Annotated in this window: 14 protein-coding genes; 13 read left to right on the forward strand and 1 reads right to left on the reverse strand. The window is 57.8% G+C overall.

The window, feature by feature from the left end:
- Positions 1 to 27 precede the first annotated feature (27 nt).
- From dnaK to ACA070_RS03840, 7 genes are all read left to right on the forward strand, one after another.
- Positions 28 to 1,944 (forward strand): molecular chaperone DnaK, encoded by a 1,917-nt coding sequence (gene dnaK, locus ACA070_RS03810; protein WP_109627905.1) that lies wholly within the window; start codon positions 28 to 30, stop codon positions 1,942 to 1,944.
- Positions 1,945 to 2,397: 453 nt separating this feature from the next.
- Positions 2,398 to 3,522 (forward strand): molecular chaperone DnaJ, encoded by a 1,125-nt coding sequence (gene dnaJ, locus ACA070_RS03815; RefSeq protein ID WP_109627906.1) that lies wholly within the window; start codon positions 2,398 to 2,400, stop codon positions 3,520 to 3,522.
- Between the two features lie 10 nt (positions 3,523 to 3,532).
- Positions 3,533 to 4,336 (forward strand): 4-hydroxy-tetrahydrodipicolinate reductase, encoded by an 804-nt coding sequence (gene dapB, locus ACA070_RS03820; RefSeq protein WP_109627907.1) that lies wholly within the window; start codon positions 3,533 to 3,535, stop codon positions 4,334 to 4,336.
- Between the two features lie 258 nt (positions 4,337 to 4,594).
- On the forward strand, positions 4,595 to 5,731 hold the full coding sequence (carA, locus tag ACA070_RS03825) for a glutamine-hydrolyzing carbamoyl-phosphate synthase small subunit (RefSeq protein WP_461979398.1): 1,137 nt from the start codon (positions 4,595 to 4,597) through the stop codon (positions 5,729 to 5,731).
- A gap of 121 nt (positions 5,732 to 5,852) precedes the next feature.
- A complete protein-coding gene (gene carB, locus ACA070_RS03830; protein WP_497450102.1) occupies positions 5,853 to 9,074 on the forward strand; it encodes a carbamoyl-phosphate synthase large subunit in 3,222 nt (1,073 codons plus the stop codon).
- The gene (gene greA / locus ACA070_RS03835) at positions 9,071 to 9,547 is read left to right on the forward strand and encodes a transcription elongation factor GreA (protein ID WP_131060787.1); all 477 of its coding nucleotides are present in this window, start codon (positions 9,071 to 9,073) and stop codon (positions 9,545 to 9,547) included. Before carB ends, greA begins: the two co-directional genes overlap by 4 nt.
- Before the next feature lie 28 nt (positions 9,548 to 9,575).
- Entirely contained in the window at positions 9,576 to 9,980 is a 405-nt protein-coding gene (locus ACA070_RS03840; RefSeq protein WP_497451908.1) for an MFS transporter, read from the forward strand.
- Positions 9,981 to 9,989: 9 nt separating this feature from the next.
- Here ACA070_RS03840 and ACA070_RS03845 read toward each other — a convergent pair whose 3' ends face one another.
- Positions 9,990 to 10,298: a YhbY family RNA-binding protein gene (locus ACA070_RS03845; RefSeq protein WP_007942889.1), complete on the reverse strand. Its 309-nt coding sequence runs from the start codon at positions 10,296 to 10,298 to the stop codon at positions 9,990 to 9,992.
- Between the two features lie 105 nt (positions 10,299 to 10,403).
- Between ACA070_RS03845 and rlmE the strand changes: the two genes are divergently transcribed.
- From rlmE to secG, 6 genes are all read left to right on the forward strand, one after another.
- Complete coding sequence (gene rlmE / locus ACA070_RS03850; RefSeq protein WP_008005470.1) at positions 10,404 to 11,033, forward strand: 23S rRNA (uridine(2552)-2'-O)-methyltransferase RlmE; 630 nt, start codon at positions 10,404 to 10,406, stop codon at positions 11,031 to 11,033.
- Between the two features lie 202 nt (positions 11,034 to 11,235).
- Positions 11,236 to 13,149: an ATP-dependent zinc metalloprotease FtsH gene (gene ftsH, locus ACA070_RS03855; RefSeq protein WP_497450103.1), complete on the forward strand. Its 1,914-nt coding sequence runs from the start codon at positions 11,236 to 11,238 to the stop codon at positions 13,147 to 13,149.
- Positions 13,150 to 13,157: 8 nt separating this feature from the next.
- On the forward strand, positions 13,158 to 14,009 hold the full coding sequence (gene folP / locus ACA070_RS03860) for a dihydropteroate synthase (RefSeq protein ID WP_497450104.1): 852 nt from the start codon (positions 13,158 to 13,160) through the stop codon (positions 14,007 to 14,009).
- 16 nt (positions 14,010 to 14,025) lie between these two features.
- Positions 14,026 to 15,363 (forward strand): phosphoglucosamine mutase, encoded by a 1,338-nt coding sequence (glmM, locus tag ACA070_RS03865; protein WP_497450105.1) that lies wholly within the window; start codon positions 14,026 to 14,028, stop codon positions 15,361 to 15,363.
- Between the two features lie 66 nt (positions 15,364 to 15,429).
- Positions 15,430 to 16,185, forward strand: coding sequence for a triose-phosphate isomerase (gene tpiA / locus ACA070_RS03870; protein ID WP_497450106.1), 756 nt, complete (start codon positions 15,430 to 15,432; stop codon positions 16,183 to 16,185).
- Positions 16,186 to 16,189: 4 nt separating this feature from the next.
- A complete protein-coding gene (secG, locus tag ACA070_RS03875) occupies positions 16,190 to 16,573 on the forward strand; it encodes a preprotein translocase subunit SecG (RefSeq protein ID WP_497450107.1) in 384 nt (127 codons plus the stop codon).
- Positions 16,574 to 16,576: the final 3 nt, after the last annotated feature.

Here is a 16,576-nt window from a genome sequence, read left to right on the forward strand (position 1 = left end):
CAAATCCAAAGTTTCGGGAGAGTGAACATGGGCAAAATTATCGGTATCGACCTGGGGACTACCAACTCCTGCGTCTCCGTCATGGAAAACGGCAAAGCCAAAGTTATTGAAAACGCTGAAGGCGCGCGGACCACGCCGTCGATCATCGCTTACGCCAACGATGGCGAAATCCTGGTTGGCCAATCGGCCAAGCGTCAGGCTGTGACCAATCCGCATAACACCCTGTACGCGGTGAAGCGTCTGATCGGTCGTAAGTTCGACGAAGAAGTCGTACAGAAAGACATCAAGATGGTGCCTTACAAAATCGCCAAGGCTGACAACGGCGATGCGTGGGTAGAAGTGAACGGCCAGAAAATGTCGCCGCCACAGATCTCGGCTGAAATTCTGAAGAAAATGAAGAAGACCGCCGAAGACTACCTCGGCGAGCCAGTGACTGAAGCGGTGATCACCGTTCCGGCCTACTTCAACGACAGTCAGCGTCAAGCCACCAAAGACGCCGGCCGTATCGCGGGTCTGGACGTAAAACGCATCATCAACGAACCAACCGCAGCCGCGCTGGCTTACGGTATGGACAAGGCGAAGGGCGATCACACCGTGATCGTTTACGACTTGGGCGGCGGTACTTTCGACGTCTCCGTAATCGAAATCGCTGAAGTCGATGGCGAGCACCAGTTCGAAGTGTTGGCCACCAACGGTGACACGTTCCTGGGCGGTGAAGACTTTGACATTCGTCTGATCGACTACCTCGTCGACGAATTCAAGAAAGAAAGCGGCATGAACCTCAAGGGTGACCCGCTGGCCATGCAGCGCCTGAAAGAAGCCGCTGAAAAAGCCAAGATCGAACTGTCCTCGAGCATGTCGACCGACGTTAACCTGCCGTACATCACTGCAGACGCCACCGGTCCCAAGCACTTGAACGTGAAAATCTCCCGCGCCAAGCTTGAAGCGCTGGTAGAAGACCTGGTTCAACGCACCATCGAACCTTGCCGCATCGCTCTGAAAGACTCCGGCATCGACGTTGGCGCCATCAACGACGTGATCCTGGTCGGCGGTCAGACCCGTATGCCACTGGTTCAGAAGCTGGTGACCGAGTTCTTCGGTAAAGAAGCCCGTAAAGACGTGAACCCGGACGAAGCCGTTGCCATGGGTGCTGCTATTCAGGGCGCCGTATTGGCCGGTGACGTGAAAGACGTTCTGCTGCTCGACGTCAGCCCGCTGACCCTGGGTATCGAAACCATGGGTGGCGTGATGACCGCGCTGATCGAGAAAAACACCACGATTCCTACCAAGAAATCGCAAGTGTTCTCGACTGCCGACGACAACCAGGGCGCCGTGACCATTCACGTGCTGCAAGGCGAGCGTAAGCAAGCCGCTCAGAACAAGTCCCTGGGCAAGTTCGACCTGGCCGAGATTCCACCAGCACCACGTGGCGTGCCACAAATTGAAGTGACCTTCGACATCGACGCCAACGGCATCCTGCACGTCGGCGCCAAAGACAAGGCCACCGGCAAGACTCAGTCGATCGTGATCAAGGCCAACTCCGGTCTGTCCGAGGAAGAGATTCAGCAGATGATTCGCGATGCTGAAGCCAACGCCGAGGAAGATAGCAAGTTCGCAGAGCTGGCAGCGGCCCGTAACCAGGGTGATGCACTGGTTCACTCGACGCGCAAAATGGTCGCTGATGCTGGCGATAAAGTGACTGCTGAAGAGAAGACTGCAATCGAAGCCGCTGTTGTTGCCCTGGAAGCCGCTGTCAAAGGCGACGACAAGGCTGCAATCGAAGCCAAGGTTGAAGAGCTGTCGAAAGTCTCCGCTCCAGTGGCGCAGAAGATGTACGCCGAACAGGCTCAGCCTGCTGAAGGCGCGGCACCGCAGGACGACAAGGCTGAAAAGGCTGATGACGTTGTCGATGCCGAGTTCGAAGAAGTCAAAGACCACAAGTAAGTTGTTGGTCGCCCGGTTGACTGCCTTCAGGCGGTGACTGGTAGGATGTCGCCGCGCGGGAGCTTGCTCCCGCGTTGGCGTGTCTGGAGTTAGCGAATTTTTACAGCATGCGACAAGGCGGGCTGTGTGGCTGTTTTGTTAAATCAAGTTCGGATGCCTGAAGTCCATAGCCAAGGCGCTGCGACGCGTCATAGCTCGCTATGGCAAGGAGCAGCAACGCAGGATATGGGCTTCGGGCGCCGAAATTGATTAACAAACCAGCCATACAGGTCGCTCCAGGGTGCTGATGGTATGGCCGGGAATGCTCCTGCTTTTCGAGCCGAAAGTACCGAATGAATCAAAGACCAGGATCGTTGAATTGACGTGAGTTGGGTCCGGGCCTGTATTGGGGCTCAACGAGTTTGGCGAGGCTCAGGAGAGGTTTGCCGAACGTCCTTAAGAGTGCAAAGACTTATGGCAAAGCGTGACTATTACGAAGTATTGGGTGTTGAGCGTGGCTCAAGCGAAGCAGACCTGAAAAAGGCCTACCGTCGCCTGGCGATGAAGCACCACCCGGACCGTAATCCCGATGACAAAGCGTCGGAAGAGATGTTCAAGGAGGCCAACGAGGCCTACGAAGTGCTGTCCGATTCCAGCAAGCGCGCGGCGTACGACCAGTACGGTCATGCCGGTGTCGACCCGAGCATGGGCGGCGGCGGTGCCGGTTTTGGCGGTCAGAACTTCTCCGACATCTTTGGTGATGTTTTCAGTGACTTCTTCGGTGGCGGTCGCGGCGGTTCCCGTGGCGGCGCTCAGCGCGGCAGCGACTTGCGTTACACCCTTGAGCTGAACCTGGAAGAAGCGGTGCGCGGCACGACCGTGAATATCCGCGTTCCGACACTGGTCAACTGCAAGCCGTGCGACGGCTCGGGTGCCAAGAAAGGCTCCTCGCCGGTGACCTGCCCTACATGTGGCGGTATTGGCCAGGTGCGCATGCAGCAGGGCTTCTTCTCTGTTCAGCAGACCTGCCCGCGCTGCCATGGCCAGGGCAAGATCATTTCCGACCCGTGCAACTCCTGCAACGGCGAAGGCCGTGTCGAAGAGTACAAAACCCTCTCGGTGAAAGTGCCGGCCGGTGTTGATACCGGTGATCGCATTCGTCTGTCTGGCGAGGGCGAGGCGGGTGCGCAGGGTGGTCCGACGGGCGACCTGTACGTGGTAATCAATGTGCGCGAGCACGCAATCTTCCAGCGTGACGGCAAGCATTTGTTCTGCGAAGTGCCAATCAGCTTTGTTGATGCGGCGCTGGGCGGCGAGCTGGAGATTCCGACCCTTGATGGTCGAGTCAAACTGAAAATCCCTGAGGGGACTCAGACCGGCAAGCAGTTCCGTGTTCGCGGCAAAGGCGTTGCGCCCGTGCGTGGCGGTGGTGCTGGTGATTTGATGTGCCGTGTGGCGGTCGAAACCCCGGTCAACCTGGGTCGTCGTCAGCGCGAATTGCTGGAGGAGTTCCGCAGTTCCCTGGCGGACGACAACAGCCATTCGCCGAAAACCACCGGTTGGTTCGAAGGCGTGAAGCGCTTCTTCGGCGATTTGTAAGGAGACAGGCATGCGACGTATTGCAGTGATGGGCGCCGCCGGGCGCATGGGTAAAACCCTGATCGAAGCCGTGCAGCAGCAGCCGGGCGCGGGTCTGACGGCTGCCATTGATCGTCCGGACAGCTCGCTGGTCGGTGCGGATGCTGGTGAGTTGGCTGCGCTGGGTCGTATCGGTGTGCCGCTGTCGGGTGATCTGGATCGCGTGGTTGACGAGTTCGACGTGCTGATCGACTTCACGCACCCGACGGTGACCCTGAAAAACCTCGCGTTCTGCCGCAAGCATCACAAGGCGATGATTATCGGCACCACCGGTTTCAGTGTTGAAGAGAAGCAGTTGCTGGCGGAAGCGGGCAAGGACATTCCGATTGTCTTTGCGGCTAATTTCAGTGTCGGCGTCAACCTGTGCCTGAAGCTGCTCGACACCGCTGCTCGCGTGTTGGGTGATGATGTCGATATCGAAATCACTGAAGCCCACCATCGGCATAAAGTCGATGCGCCGTCGGGTACTGCCGTGCGCATGGGTGAAGTAATTGCCGATGCGCTGGGGCGTGATCTGAAGAAAGTGGCGGTGTACGGTCGTGAAGGCCAAACCGGCGCTCGCGCTCGGGAAACAATCGGCTTCGCCACTGTGCGTGCCGGTGACATCGTGGGTGATCACACCGTGCTGTTCGCCGCCGATGGTGAGCGTGTCGAGATCACACACAAAGCGTCCAGTCGCATGACCTTTGCCAAGGGCGCAGTGCGTGCCGCTTTGTGGCTGGACGGTCGCGAGCCTGGTCTTTACGACATGCAAGACGTGCTCGACCTGCGTTAAGACGTGCCCGAAATCGGGTTCAAACCCAGCGTTTGAGCCCGGTTTTACTCCGCCAAGCGACGTCCTGTCGCATTCTCCGGCCTTTAAGGCTCATTGGCGGTAGACCAAAAATGCCTTTTTCTGTAAGCTACAGCTTTAGTGTGTTCACTAAAAGCGCGCAGAATAATTCAGTGAATGAGCGGGGTGACGTGTCCATACGTCACTCCGCTTTTTTACACCTGCGATCGCCCTTTCAGGCTTTATTTACGGGAGGTCTTCTTGACTAAGCCAGCCATACTCGCCCTTGCTGATGGCAGCATTTTTCGCGGCGAAGCAATTGGAGCCGACGGTCAAACCGTTGGTGAGGTGGTGTTCAATACCGCCATGACCGGCTATCAGGAAATCCTTACCGATCCTTCCTACGCCCAACAGATCGTTACCCTGACTTACCCGCACATCGGCAACACCGGCACCACGCCGGAAGACGCCGAGTCTGACCGCGTATGGTCCGCTGGCCTGGTCATCCGTGACCTGCCACTGGTTGCGAGCAACTGGCGTAACACGATGTCCCTGTCCGACTACCTGAAAGCCAACAACGTTGTGGCAATCGCCGGTATCGACACTCGCCGCCTGACGCGCATCCTGCGTGAGAAAGGCGCGCAGAACGGCTGCATCATGGCCGGTGACAATATTTCCGAAGAAGCCGCCATCGCTGCTGCCCAGGGTTTCCCTGGCCTCAAAGGCATGGACCTGGCAAAAGTCGTCAGCACCAAAGAGAAGTACGAGTGGCGCTCGACTGTCTGGGACCTGAAAACCGACAGCCACGCGACCATCGAAGCCTCCGAACTGCCGTACCACGTAGTTGCCTACGACTACGGCGTCAAGCTGAACATCCTGCGCATGCTGGTCGAGCGCGGTTGCCGCGTGACTGTGGTGCCAGCTCAAACGCCAGCCGCTGACGTTCTGGCGATGAAGCCGGACGGTGTGTTCCTGTCCAACGGCCCTGGTGACCCGGAGCCTTGCGACTACGCGATCCAGGCGATCAAAGACGTGTTGGAAACCGAGATTCCGGTATTCGGTATCTGCCTCGGTCACCAGCTGCTGGCCCTGGCCTCCGGCGCCAAGACCCTGAAAATGGGTCACGGCCACCACGGTGCCAACCACCCGGTCCAGGATCTGGACACCGGCGTTGTGATGATCACCAGCCAGAACCACGGTTTTGCGGTAGACGATGCGACCTTGCCAGCCAACGTTCGCGCGATCCACAAATCGCTGTTCGACGGCACCCTGCAAGGCATCGAGCGTACCGACAAGAGCGCCTTCAGCTTCCAGGGTCACCCTGAAGCCAGCCCTGGCCCGAACGACGTAGCGCCATTGTTCGATCGCTTCATCAACGAAATGGCCAAGCGACGCTAATCGCTCGCCTTGATGTTGCAAAGCTTGAGGGGCGGTCCCGAAAACCGGCGGCCCCCCTCAAGGCTTCAAAGATTGAACGAGACGGCTTGCCGACTGACCTGCGGATTTGAGTGACAAACCCATGCCAAAACGTACAGACATTAAAAGCATCCTGATTCTTGGCGCTGGCCCGATCGTGATCGGCCAGGCCTGCGAATTCGACTACTCCGGCGCCCAGGCCTGCAAAGCCCTGCGCGAGGAGGGTTACCGCGTCATCCTGGTGAACTCCAACCCAGCGACCATCATGACCGACCCGGACATGGCCGACGCCACCTACATCGAGCCGATCAAGTGGCAGACCGTTGCCAAGATCATCGAGAAAGAGCGTCCGGACGCGCTGCTGCCGACCATGGGCGGCCAGACCGCTCTGAACTGCGCCCTGGACCTGGAGCGCGAAGGCGTTCTGGAGAAGTTCGGCGTAGAGATGATCGGCGCCAACGCTGACACCATCGATAAGGCAGAAGACCGTTCGCGCTTCGACAAGGCAATGAAGTCCATCGGTCTGGACTGCCCGCGTTCGGGTATCGCCCACAGCATGGAAGAGGCCAACGTGGTCCTCGAGAAGCTTGGCTTCCCGTGCATCATCCGTCCGTCCTTCACCATGGGCGGCACCGGTGGCGGTATCGCATACAACCGTGAAGAGTTCGAAGAAATCTGCGCTCGCGGCCTCGACCTGTCGCCGACCAAAGAACTGCTGATCGATGAATCCCTGATCGGCTGGAAAGAATATGAGATGGAGGTTGTCCGCGATAAGAAGGACAACTGCATCATCGTCTGCTCCATCGAAAACTTTGACCCGATGGGCGTGCACACCGGTGACTCGATCACCGTTGCTCCGGCACAAACCCTGACGGACAAGGAATACCAGATCATGCGTAACGCCTCGTTGGCGGTACTGCGTGAGATCGGCGTGGAAACCGGTGGCTCCAACGTTCAGTTTGGCATCTGCCCGGACACTGGCCGTATGGTCGTGATCGAGATGAACCCACGTGTGTCCCGCTCTTCGGCACTGGCCTCGAAAGCCACTGGTTTCCCGATTGCGCGTATCGCTGCCAAGCTGGCGATCGGCTACACCCTGGACGAACTGCAGAACGAAATCACCGGCGGCGCTACTCCAGCATCCTTCGAGCCGTCGATCGACTACGTTGTCACCAAGTTGCCACGCTTCGCTTTCGAGAAATTTCCGAAAGCCGACGCACGCCTGACCACTCAGATGAAGTCGGTCGGTGAAGTCATGGCCATCGGCCGGACCTTCCAGGAGTCCTTGCAGAAAGCCCTTCGCGGTCTGGAAGTAGGCGTTTGCGGTCTGGACGAGAAGCTCGACCTGAGCAACCCGGAAAGCATGAGCGTGCTCAAGCGCGAACTGACCGTGCCGGGCGCCGAGCGTATCTGGTACGTGGCTGACGCTTTCCGTGCCGGCCTGTCGGTCGAAGACATCTTCGGCATGAACATGATCGACCCGTGGTTCCTGGTGCAGATCGAAGATCTGATCAAGGAAGAAGAGAAGGTCAAGACCCTGGGTCTGGCCAGTATCGACCGCGACTTGATGTTCAAGCTCAAGCGCAAAGGCTTCTCCGACATGCGTCTGGCCAAGCTGCTGGGCGTGACCGAGAAAAGCTTGCGTCGCCACCGTCACAAGCTCGAGGTTTACCCGGTCTACAAGCGTGTTGACACCTGCGCGGCCGAGTTCGCCACCGACACCGCCTACATGTACTCAACTTACGAGGAAGAGTGCGAAGCCGCCCCGTCGGGCCGCGACAAGATCATGATCCTCGGCGGCGGTCCTAACCGTATTGGCCAAGGCATCGAGTTCGACTACTGCTGCGTACACGCGGCATTGGCGCTGCGCGAAGACGGTTACGAGACCATCATGGTCAACTGCAACCCGGAAACCGTATCCACCGACTACGACACCTCTGATCGTCTGTACTTCGAGCCAGTGACCCTGGAGGACGTGCTGGAAATCTGCCGGGTCGAGAAGCCTAAAGGCGTGATCGTCCAGTACGGCGGCCAGACTCCGCTGAAACTGGCGCGTGCCCTGGAAGAAGCCGGCGTGCCGATCATCGGCACCAGCCCTGACGCCATCGACCGTGCCGAAGACCGTGAGCGCTTCCAGCAAATGGTTGAGCGCCTGAACCTGCGTCAGCCGCCAAACGCCACGGTGCGCAGCGAAGACGAAGCGATTCGTGCTGCCAGCAAGATCGGTTACCCGCTGGTGGTGCGTCCGTCCTACGTGTTGGGCGGCCGGGCGATGGAAATCGTCTACGAAGAAGAAGAACTCAAGCGCTACCTGCGTGACGCGGTGAAAGTGTCCAACGACAGCCCGGTGCTGCTCGACCACTTCCTCAACTGCGCCATCGAAATGGACGTGGATGCGGTCTGCGACGGCACCGACGTGGTGATCGGCGCGATCATGCAGCACATCGAGCAGGCTGGCGTTCACTCCGGTGACTCCGCGTGCTCCCTGCCGCCATACTCGCTGCCGGCCCACATCCAGGACGAGATGCGCGAACAGGTCAAGAAAATGGCCCTGGAACTGGGCGTTGTCGGCCTGATGAACGTTCAGTTGGCGCTGCAAGGCGAAGACATCTACGTCATCGAAGTCAACCCGCGCGCTTCCCGTACCGTACCGTTCGTGTCCAAGTGCATCGGTGTTTCCCTGGCAATGATCGCGGCTCGCGTCATGGCGGGTAAAACCCTGAAAGAAATCGGCTTCACCAAAGAAATCATTCCGAACTTCTACAGCGTGAAAGAGGCGGTGTTCCCATTCGCCAAGTTCCCTGGCGTGGACCCGATCCTGGGCCCTGAGATGAAGTCCACCGGTGAAGTGATGGGCGTGGGCGACACCTTCGGCGAAGCATTCGCCAAGGCCCAGATGGGTGCCAGCGAAGTGCTGCCAACTGGCGGCACCGCGTTCATCAGCGTGCGTGACGACGACAAACCACTGGTTGCAGGCGTGGCCCGTGATCTGATCAACTTGGGTTTCGAAGTGGTCGCCACTGCCGGTACTGCCAAGCTGATCGAAGCCGCAGGCCTGAAAGTGCGTCGTGTGAACAAGGTGACCGAGGGTCGTCCGCACGTGGTCGACATGATCAAGAATGACGAAGTCACCCTGATCATCAACACCACCGAAGGTCGTCAGTCGATCGCTGACTCGTACTCCATTCGTCGTAATGCCTTGCAGCACAAGATCTACTGCACCACCACCATTGCTGCTGGCGAAGCCATCTGCGAAGCGCTGAAGTTCGGTCCCGAGAAGACCGTGCGCCGCTTGCAGGATCTACACGCAGGATTGAAGGCATGATCAAGTACCCAATGACCGTCCAGGGCGCGAAAGCCCTGGAAGAAGAACACGCTCACCTGACCAAGGTCGTCCGTCCGAAGCTCAGCCAGGACATCGGGACGGCCCGCGAGTTGGGTGACTTGAAGGAAAACGCCGAATACCACGCTGCCCGCGAGCAGCAGGGGATGGTCGAGGCGCGGATTCGTGACATCGAAGGCCGGATTCAGAATCAGGTCATCATCGACGTCACGTCCATTCCTCATACCGGCAAAGTGATTTTCGGCACCACCGTTGAAATCGCCAACGTCGAGACTGATGAAAGCGTCACTTACCACATCGTGGGTGAGGATGAGGCTGACTTCAAACTCGGCAAGATTTCGGTCGGTTCACCACTGGCCCGCGCCTTGATTGCCAAGGAAGAGGGAGACGTGGTTGCTGTGAAAACGCCGAGTGGCGTTATCGAGTACGAGATTGTCGAAGTCCGCCACATCTGAAAGAAGGCGCCCGCTCCGTGCGGGCGCCATGCTTTGGCAGCTGACCCAGATGTTATGGGTTGGCGGTCTGTGGCTGTTACACATCGGTCTGCTGCCGGTGCTGGGCCAGATAGGTCTGGCGCCGCTGCTGATCGACGAAATTGCAGGCATGATGAATGCGCTGATGGTGGGTTTCGCCACAGCGTGTTTGATTTTCCAGGCTTTGGTGCTGATTCGGGCCGAGGGCCTTGCCAGTCTATGGCGCGATATTCGTGGGCAACTGCTGCTGATGGCGCTGTATGCGTGTGCGATGTTTTTCGCGGTGCGCGTCGGTTGGCCGGATGCAGTGCGCTGGCAGGTGTTCAGCTATCTAGTTCTGGGCTTTTCCGGGCTGGTGCTGGTGTTGCAGCCGGTGCCGGGATGGAGTGGCAGGGTGCGCGAAGCACACCCTTGACCCTTGCCATCACTTGAAGCGATGGACGTTCGACAGCTGCTTGTTGACGCTGAAGTTCTTGCGGTAAATCAGTGCCATCTTGCCGATGACCTGAACCAGGTCCGCTTTACCGACCTTGCACAGTTCTGCAATGGACGCCAGGCGCGATTCGCGATCGAGGATGTTGAGCTTGATTTTGATCAGCTCGTGATCCGCCAAAGCGCGTTCAAGTTCGGCTAACACACCTTCAGTCAAACCGTTGTCAGCCACGATCAAAACCGGTTTCAGATGGTGGCCAATGGATTTGTACTGTTTCTTCTGCTCTTGAGTGAGCGGCATAATCTGACCCCTGCGTCTGATCTTGTAAAAAGCGGCGGCCAGTTTACCCGAGCGAGTCCGGGACCGCCCAGTTAATCACGACCCGTTTTATTTTCGAGGTGGCCCGTGGCCCGTTCCAAGACAAGCCTTAAATGGCTGCAAAGACATGTCAATGATCCCTATGTGAAGCAGGCGCAGAAGGATGGTTACCGCTCGCGTGCGAGTTACAAGCTTCTGGAGGTCCAGGAGAAATACAAGCTGATCCGTCCGGGTATGAGCGTTGTCGACCTGGGTGCGGCGCCCGGCGGCTGGTCGCAGGTCACTAGTCGGCTGATCGGTGGTCAGGGGCGTCTGATTGCCTCGGATATCCTGGAAATGGACAGCATTCCGGACGTGACCTTCATCCAGGGTGACTTCACCCAGGACGAAGTGCTCGCTCAGATCCTTGAAGCCGTGGGTAATTCGCAGGTGGACCTTGTGATTTCCGATATGGCCCCCAATATGAGTGGTACGCCTGAGGTGGATATGCCCAAAGCCATGTTTCTATGTGAGCTGGCTCTTGATCTGGCGGCTCGGATACTCAAGCCGGGTGGTAATTTCGTGATCAAGGTGTTTCAGGGCGAAGGGTTTGATGCTTACGTGAAGGACGCTCGTCAGAAATTCGACAAGGTCCAGATGATCAAGCCGGACTCTTCACGTGGCAGTTCCCGCGAGCAATACATGCTGGCTTGGGGCTACCGGGGCCGTAGTGAGTAAATCGAGGTATTTTTGCGGGTCGATAGGTTTTTCGTATTTCGCCCCGTGAGCATTAGCGAATATTGTGTAGAAAGTGTTTCACAAAGGGTTACAGACGGCGCCTGCCAGAGTCGTAGGTAATGTAGTAAGTTAGGCCGGTGAATATCATGCGAAGCGCGCGCCATTAGCGGAGCTTGCTTCAGAGGGTAGTTAATTGAACGATATGGCAAAGAATCTGATCCTGTGGTTGATCATCGCGGCTGTCCTGGTGACAGTGATGAACAACTTCTCCAGCCCTAACGAGCCGCAGACCCTCAACTATTCCGACTTCATCCAGCAGGTCAAGGATGGCAAGGTTGAGCGCGTAGCAGTTGACGGCTATGTGATCACCGGCAAACGCAACGATGGCGACAGCTTCAAGACCATTCGTCCTGCAATCCAGGATAACGGTTTGATCGGCGACCTCGTGGATAACCACGTTGTAGTCGAAGGCAAGCAGCCTGAGCAGCAAAGCATCTGGACTCAACTCCTGGTTGCAAGCTTCCCGATCCTGGTGATCATCGCCGTGTTCATGTTTTTCATGCGGCAGATGCAGGGCGGTGCTGGTGGGAAGGGCGGGCCGATGAGCTTCGGCAAGAGCAAGGCACGCCTGCTCTCCGAAGATCAGGTGAAAACCACCTTGGGTGACGTTGCTGGTTGCGACGAAGCCAAGGAAGAGGTCGGTGAGCTGGTCGAGTTTCTGCGTGATCCGGGCAAGTTCCAGCGCCTAGGCGGCCGCATCCCACGCGGCGTGCTGATGGTAGGTCCTCCGGGTACCGGTAAAACCTTGCTTGCCAAGGCGATTGCCGGCGAAGCCAAAGTGCCGTTCTTCACCATTTCCGGTTCCGATTTCGTCGAGATGTTCGTCGGTGTCGGTGCCAGCCGTGTTCGCGACATGTTCGAGCAGGCCAAGAAACACGCGCCATGCATCATCTTCATCGATGAAATCGACGCCGTCGGTCGCCACCGTGGCGCTGGCATGGGTGGCGGTCACGACGAACGCGAGCAGACGCTCAACCAGTTGCTGGTTGAGATGGACGGCTTTGAAATGAATGACGGCATCATCGTCATCGCTGCAACCAACCGTCCAGACGTACTGGACCCTGCGTTGCTGCGTCCGGGCCGTTTCGACCGTCAGGTCGTGGTCGGGCTGCCGGATATTCGTGGTCGTGAACAGATTCTCAAGGTTCACATGCGCAAAGTGCCAATGGGTGACGACGTCGCTCCGGCCGTGATCGCACGTGGTACCCCTGGTTTCTCCGGTGCCGATTTGGCTAACCTGGTGAACGAGGCTTCGTTGTTCGCTGCCCGTACCGGCAAGCGCATCGTCGAAATGAAAGAATTCGAGCTGGCCAAAGACAAGATCATGATGGGCGCCGAGCGCAAATCCATGGTCATGTCCGAGAAAGAGAAGCAGAACACCGCTTATCACGAAGCAGGTCACGCTATCGTCGGTCGTGTCGTGCCAGAGCATGATCCGGTCTACAAGGTTTCGATCATCCCGCGCGGTCGTGCGCTGGGCGTGACCATGTTCCTGCCGGAAGAAGATCGCTACAGCCTGTCCAAGCGCGCACTGATCAGCCAGATCTGCTCGCTGTACGGTGGCCGTATCGCTGAAGAAATGACCCTGGGCTTCGACGGTGTTACCACTGGCGCCTCCAACGACATCATGCGTGCCAGCCAGATTGCGCGGAACATGGTGACCAAGTGGGGCTTGTCGGAAAAACTCGGTCCACTGATGTATGCCGAAGACGAGGGCGAAGTGTTCCTCGGTCGCGGCGGCGGTGGTCAGGGTGCAAGCTTCTCTGGTGAGACGGCCAAGCTGATCGATTCCGAGGTGCGCAGCATCATTGACCAGTGCTACGGCACGGCCAAGCAAATCCTCACGGATAACCGCGACAAGCTCGATGCCATGGCCGATGCCTTGATGAAGTACGAGACGATCGATGCCGATCAGATCGATGACATCATGGCTGGTCGTACGCCTCGCGAACCACGCGACTGGTCGAGTGGCGGTAGCGGTACTTCCGGGACACCTCCGGTGGTGCAGGACGAGCGTCCGGAAACACCGATTGGCGGTCCGGCTGCTGACGTATAAGGCTTGAAATGACTTCTGTTCAGTCCTCGACCCGGTTGCCTTGCGGCAACCGGGTTCTTGATTTGGCCCAGACGCATGTCATGGGCATTCTCAATGTCACTCCCGATTCCTTTTCTGACGGCGGCCGATACAGCCAGCTCGATGCGGCCCTGCGCCACGCCGAGTCGATGGTTGCGGCGGGCGCCACGCTGATCGATGTCGGCGGCGAATCGACGCGGCCCGGTGCAAGGGCGGTTTCGCCGCTTGAAGAGCTGGAGCGTGTGGCGCCTATCGTTGAGCGAATCCATCGCGAACTGGATGTGATCATTTCGGTCGATACCTCCACTCCTGCGGTCATGCGCGAAACCGCACGGCTGGGAGCGGGTTTGATCAATGATGTGCGTTCGCTACGTCGAGACGGCGCCCTGGATGCGGCAGCTGCCACCGGATTGCCAGTGTGTCTGATGCATATGCTCGGAGAGCCGGGCGACATGCAGGACAATCCGCACTATCAAGACGTGACCAAGGAGGTCGGCGAGTTTCTTGCCGAGCGCATGGCCCAATGTGCGTTGGTGGGAATACCGGCTGAGCGGATTATTCTTGATCCGGGCTTTGGATTCGCGAAAACCTTGCAGCACAATCTAAGCTTGTTCAAACATATGGAAGAGCTGCATGCCTTGGGGCGACCCCTGTTGGTCGGGGTTTCGCGAAAGAGCATGATTGGCCAGGCCTTGAATCGCCCGGTTGGAGAACGCCTGTTTGGCGGTCTGGCGCTTGCGGCGCTGGCTTCGACCAAGGGTGCGCGTATATTGCGCGTCCATGATGTAGCTGAAACAGTGGACGTAGTGCGGATGATCGCCGCAGTGGAATCAGCCGAATAAGAATGATGGAGCACTTATGAGCAAAAAATATTTTGGCACCGACGGTATTCGTGGTCGGGTCGGCGAATACCCGATTACTCCTGATTTCATGCTAAAGCTTGGCTGGGCTGCAGGCATGGCGTTCCGCAAAATGGGCGCCTGCAAGGTGCTGGTTGGCAAAGACACCCGGATCTCCGGTTATATGTTCGAGTCCGCGCTCGAGGCCGGGCTGACGTCGGCAGGTGCTGACGTGATGCTGTTGGGCCCGATGCCGACTCCGGCGATCGCTTACCTGACGCGTACCTTTCATGCTGAAGCCGGTATCGTGATCAGTGCCTCGCACAATCCTCACGACGACAACGGCATCAAGTTCTTCTCCGGAAAGGGCACCAAGCTACCGGATGAAGTCGAGCTGATGATCGAAGAGTTGCTCGACACGCCGATGACCGTGGTTGAGTCGAGCAAGATCGGTAAAGTGTCGCGAATCAACGACGCCTCTGGCCGCTATATCGAATTCTGCAAGAGCAGCGTGCCGACCGGTACCAGCTTCGCGGGCCTGAAAATCGTGATCGACTGCGCTCACGGCGCGACCTACAAGGTTGCGCCCAGCGTGTTCCGTGAACTGGGTGCCGAAGTCGTTGTGCTTTCCGCTCAACCTAACGGCTTGAACATCAATGACAATTGCGGTTCGACCCATATGGGTCAATTGCAGGCTGCCGTATTGGCCGAGCATGCCGATCTGGGTATTGCCTTTGACGGTGACGGTGATCGCGTCTTGATGGTCGACCACACGGGCGCCATTGTTGATGGTGATGAACTGCTGTACATCATCGCCCGCGACCTGCACGAGCGCGACAAGCTGCAAGGTGGCGTGGTCGGCACATTGATGAGTAACCTTGGGCTGGAATTGGCCCTGGCGGATTTGTCGATTCCTTTTGTGCGTGCCAACGTTGGCGACCGCTATGTGATCGCCGACTTGCTGGAGCGCAACTGGCTGGTAGGCGGTGAAAACTCGGGTCATATCGTCTGCTTCAATCACACCACCACAGGTGATGCGATCATCGCTGCATTGCAGGTGCTGATGGCGCTGAAAACTCGCTCGGAAGGTCTGGCTCAGGCCCGTCAGGCGTTGCGCAAGTGCCCTCAGGTGCTGATCAATGTCCGGTTCGGCGGCGGGGCGAGTCCGCTCGATCATCCGTCGGTCAAGGAAGCCAGTGCCCGTGTCACCGAGGCTATGGCTGGTCGTGGGCGCGTACTGTTGCGCAAGTCCGGGACGGAGCCGCTGGTGCGGGTCATGGTCGAAGGCGAGGACGAAACACAGGTTCGTGGTTACGCCGAAGAGCTGGCAAAACTGGTTAGTGAAGTTTCTGCCTGAATTCGGCTTGCCAGCCATGATTGTGTTGGGTAACATCTGCGCCCACTTTGACCGACGAGGTACAGCATGCGTCGCCCTATGGTAGCTGGTAACTGGAAGATGCACGGTACCCGCGCCAGCGTCGCTGAGCTGATCAATGGCCTTCGTCATCTGGCCTTGCCGAGCGGTGTTGATGTAGCGGTATTCCCGCCTTGCTTGCATATCAATCAAGTGATTGATGGTTTGAAAGGTCAGTCGATTTTGGTCGGCGCGCAGAACTCTGCGGTGGAATCCATGCAAGGTGCACTGACCGGTGAAATCGCGCCGAGTCAATTGGTGGATGCAGGGTGTTCCCTGGTACTTGTCGGGCACTCCGAGCGCCGCCAGATTATGGGCGAGCAGGACGGTATGCTGATTCGCAAGTTCGCAGCGGCACAGGCATGTGGCTTGATTCCGGTGTTGTGCATAGGGGAAACCCTTGAGCAGCGCGAAGCCGGTAAAACTCTTGAGGTTGTCGGGCGTCAGCTAGGCAGTATCATAGAGGAGCTGGGTGTCGGTGCATTTGCAAATGCAGTAATTGCTTACGAGCCGGTCTGGGCCATTGGCACCGGGCTGACTGCTTCGCCGCAACAGGCGCAGGATGTGCACGCAGCCATTCGCGCGCAGTTGGCGGCAGAGAATTCTGAGGTCGCACAAGGTGTGCGGCTTCTATACGGCGGCAGCGTGAAGGCGGCCAATGCGGTCGAACTGTTCGGCATGCCGGATATCGATGGGGGGCTCATTGGTGGAGCCTCCCTGAATGCAGATGAGTTCGGTGCGATCTGTCGCGCCGCGGGAAACTGAAAAAATGCTGGAAACAGTCGTAGTCGTTTTTCATCTGCTGGGTGCATTGGGCGTAGTTGCTCTGGTATTGCTGCAGCAGGGTAAAGGTGCGGATGCTGGCGCGTCTTTCGGAGCAGGTGCTTCAAATACTGTGTTCGGAAGCCAAGGTTCCTCTACCTTTCTTAGTAAGTTTACTGCTATACTTGCCGCCGGTTTCTTCATAACCAGCTTAGGGTTAGGTTACTTTGCTAAAGAGAGAGCTCAACAGCTGACTCAAGTAGGTTTACCAAATCCGGCAGTGTTGGAAGTTCCAAAGCAACAACCGGCTTCTGATGATGTACCGGTGCTTCAAGAGCAAAAGTCGGCTACTCCAGCGACTGACGTGCCTCCAGCTCAAGAGCAAAAGTAAGAA

The sequence above is a fragment of the Pseudomonas sp. LBUM1678 genome, from assembly GCF_059695575.1.